The organism is Streptomyces soli, from assembly GCF_003999195.1.
Lineage (GTDB): Bacteria > Actinomycetota > Actinomycetes > Streptomycetales > Streptomycetaceae > Actinacidiphila > Actinacidiphila soli.
In genome coordinates this window covers 1-3,628 of the sequence record NZ_RJVR01000022.1, presented here as the reverse complement: position 1 = coordinate 3,628, position 3,628 = coordinate 1, and the positions used below count along the sequence as shown (strand labels likewise).

Below are 3,628 nucleotides of genomic sequence, written 5' to 3'. Positions count from 1 at the left end.
CGCGCGGCGCGGGCGGCAGCAGCGGCGGCGCGGCGGCGGCGGTGGCCGCGGGGCTGGCGCCGGCCGCGCAGGGGAGCGACGGGGGCGGGTCGATCCGGATTCCGGCGAGCTGCTGCGGGGTGGTGGGGCTGAAGCCGAGCCGGGGCCGGGTTAGTCCGGCACCGTTCGGGGACGCGAACGGGCTGGCGGTGGCGGGGCCGATCGCCAGGACGGTGAGGGACGCGGCGACGCTGCTGGACGTGATGGCGGTGCCGGCGCCGGGCGATCCGTTCTCGCTGCCCAGCGAGGGGCGGACGTTCGAGGAGTGGAGCCGCCGGGACCCCGAACGGCGGCTCAGGATCGCCCGCTGGGCGCAGCCCGACGTGGCGGGAGTGCCGGTCGACCCCGCCGTGCTGGAGGCGTACGAGAAGACGTCGACGCTCCTCGCCGGACTCGGCCATGACGTGGTCGACGTGAGTCAGCCGCTCGACCCGGGGGACCGGGACGCCTTCACGCCGGTGTGGGCGGTGATGGCGGCCGGCATCCCCGTACCGCCGGAGCGGGAGCAGGAGCTGATGCCGCTCACCCGCTGGCTGCGCGAGCAGGCACGGCAGGTGAGCGGCACCGACTACACCCGGGCGCTGTCCGCCATGCAGGCCGTCGGCCGGAAGCACGCCGCCGCCGTGGCACCGTACGACGCCGTGCTGACCCCGACGCTGGCCCAACTGCCCGCGCCGGTGGGCGCCCTGCGCGACGACGAGGACCCGGAGGCGGACTTCGCGGCGCAGATCGCCTTCACGCCCTTCACGGCGCCGTGGAACATCGCGGGGCTGCCCGCGATCTCGCTCCCCGTGCAGTGGACGGCCACCGGTCTGCCGATCGGCATGATGCTGGGCGCGCTGCACGCCGCCGAGGGCCCGCTGCTGTCGCTGGCCGCCCAATTGGAGGCGGCCGCCGGGTAGGAAAACATGGCTGCGCACGCAGTGGGTATGGCTGAGCTGTCCGACATTCCCGACCGAGACCACCGGAGAGCTCAGTGGCCGTATCCGAGCGGGCACGGCTCGCCGCACTGCACGGCGTGGACACGTCGTACCGCCCGGCGCCGGACCAGGAGATCCGGGTCCCGGAGGAGACCGTGGTCGCCGTGCTCGCCGCGCTGGGCGTGGACGCCTCGACCCCGGCGGCCGTACGGGACGCCCTCGCCGAGCACGAGCGGCGGACCCTGGGCCGGCTGCTCCCGCGCAGCGTGGTCGTACGGGAAGGTCAGGCGCCGCGCCTCAAGCTGCCCAGCGGGACCACGCTCCGCGTCGAGACCGAGGACGGCACCGGGCACGACTGGTCCCGGCCCGAGAAGCAGCCGCCCCCGCCCGGCGTCGGCATCGGCCGGCACGCGCTGCGGGCGCATGCCCCGGACGGCCGGTCGGCGAGCGCCCAGCTCGTCGTGGCACCCGCCCGCCTCGCCGGGCCGCCGACCCGTACGTACGGCTTCATGGCGCAGCTCTACTCCGTACTGTCCAGCCGCTCCTGGGGCATGGGCGACCTCGGCGACCTGGCCGACCTCGCGGCCTGGGCGGGGCGGGCGCAGGGCGCCGGCTTCGTACAGGTCAATCCGCTGCACGTGGCCGTGCCCGGGCGGCCGACCGACCCGTCCCCGTACCGGCCGTCGTCGCGGCGCTTCCCGGACCCGGTGTATCTGCGGGTCGAGGAGGTCCCGGAGTACGCGTACCTCTGCCTCGCGGACCGCGAACGGGCCGCCGATCTACTGCAGAAGGCCGCCGTGCTGCGCGAGTCCGTGCTGCAGAAGGAGGCGCTGATCGACCGGGACGCGGTGTGGGAGCTGAAGCGCGAAGCGCTGGCGCTCGTACGCAAGGTGCCGCTCAGCCCGGGGCGGCGGACCGCGTACGTCGACTTCCTGGCCGGGCAGGGCCAGGCGCTGGACGACCACGCCACATGGTCGGCGCTGGCCGAGATCCACGGCCCCGAGTGGCGGACCTGGCCGGCCGGGCTGCGGGACCCGCGCTCACCCCAGGTCGCCCGAGCCCGCAGCGAGCACCTGGAGCAGGTCGACTTCCACTGCTGGCTGGTCTGGCTGACCGACAGTCAGCTCGGCGCGGCCCAACGCGCCGCGCGCGACGCCGGGATGGCGGTTGGCATCGTGCACGACCTCGCGGTCGGCGCGCACCCCTCCGGCTCGGACGCCTGGGCCCTGCAGGACGCCCTGGCGTGCGGCATGTCCGTCGGGGCGCCCCCGGACGCCTTCAACTCCCATGGCCAGGACTGGGGCCTGCCCCCTTGGCGCCCCGACGCGCTCGACGCGACGGGCTACGCCCCCTACCGTGACCTGCTGCGCGCGGTGCTGCGGCACGCGGGAGGCCTGCGCATCGACCACGTCATGGGCCTGTTCCGGCTGTGGTGGGTGCCGGAGGGGCGGCCGCCGACCGAGGGCACGTACGTACGCTACGACGCCGACGCGATGCTCGGCGTGCTGGCGCTGGAGGCGCACCGCGCCGGGGCGGTGGTGATCGGGGAGGACCTCGGCACGGTCGAGCCGGGCGTCCGGGAAGAACTGGAGGACCGGGGGATCCTCGGGACCTCGGTGCTGTGGTTCGAGCGGGACTACGACCGGGGCGGCCGTCCCCTCGCCCCGGAGGCCTGGCGGGCCTCGGCCCTGGCTACCGTCACCACGCACGACCTGCCCAGCACCGCCGCCCGCCTCACCGGCGAGCACGTCGGCCTGCGGCACCGGCTCGGGCTGCTCGGCCGCCCCTTGGAGCAGGAACAGGCCGACGACGCGGTCGAGGTGGCCGAGTGGCTGGCCCTGCTCGGCCGCCTCGGGCTCCTCCCGGAAGGCACGGGCGACGAGGAGGCCGTGGTCAAGGCCCTCCACCGCTTCCTGGCCCGCACCCCGGCCCGCATGCTCGGCGTCTGGCTTCCCGACGCCGTCGGTGACCGCCGCCCCCAGAACCTCCCCGGCACCTGGGACCAGTACCCCAACTGGCGGCTCCCGATCGCCGGCGCCGACGGTCACCCGCTGACGCTGGAGCAGCTCGCGGCCTCGCCCCGGCTGCACGCCCTGGCGGAGGAGGTGCGCGCGGGGCTGGACGCGCCGTAATGCCACCCCGGGCGCGCGGCCCGGATCACCGGGGGCTACGGTTGGCACGTGGACAAGAAGGTCAATAAGAACGCCCTGCGCGCCGGAGCCATCGCTGCCGGCACCGCGCTCATGCTCCTGGTCACCTCGCCCGCGTTCGCGCAGGACGAAGGCCTGGACCCCGGCAAAGGCCTGAGCGTCGCCCAGACCCTCGGCCTCTTCGTGGGCTGCCCCCTGGCCCTCTTCGCGATCATCTCCGGGCTCGTCATCGTCACCGACAAGTCCCGCAAGCACCAAAAGGGCTAACGCCCACCCCCCGCTCCCTGCTGCTGCCCGTTGCCGGGGTGTGCTTCCCCACCTCGCCCGTAGGCCATCCGCCTGCGGGCGCCAACGCGACCCGAGCCGCTCACTCGGCAGAAGCGCGGGCGCTCCGGCTCGGCGGAGGGGGCACTCTCCCCCAGACTCCGTCCGGGGGGACCCCCACCAGCCTTCGGCCGGGGGGACCCCCACCCAGACGGAGTCTGGGGGAGAGTCCGGCGCGGCCGGGCGAAGCCCGAG

General features: G+C 75.4%; 3 protein-coding genes. All 3 read left to right on the top strand.

What is annotated here, in order from left to right; translation table 11 throughout:
- A partial coding sequence (locus EFK10_RS01280) for an amidase (RefSeq protein ID WP_164835755.1) occupies positions 1-941 on the top strand: 941 nt, incomplete at its 5' end.
- Between the two features lie 74 nt (positions 942-1,015).
- Positions 1,016-3,091 carry a 4-alpha-glucanotransferase gene (malQ, locus tag EFK10_RS01275; RefSeq protein WP_127353940.1) on the top strand — a complete coding sequence of 692 codons (2,076 nt, stop codon included), beginning with the start codon at positions 1,016-1,018 and terminating at the stop codon, positions 3,089-3,091.
- A 48-nt stretch (positions 3,092-3,139) separates the two neighbouring features.
- Complete coding sequence (locus EFK10_RS01270; RefSeq protein ID WP_127353939.1) at positions 3,140-3,376, top strand: hypothetical protein; 237 nt, start codon at positions 3,140-3,142, stop codon at positions 3,374-3,376.
- Positions 3,377-3,628: the final 252 nt, after the last annotated feature.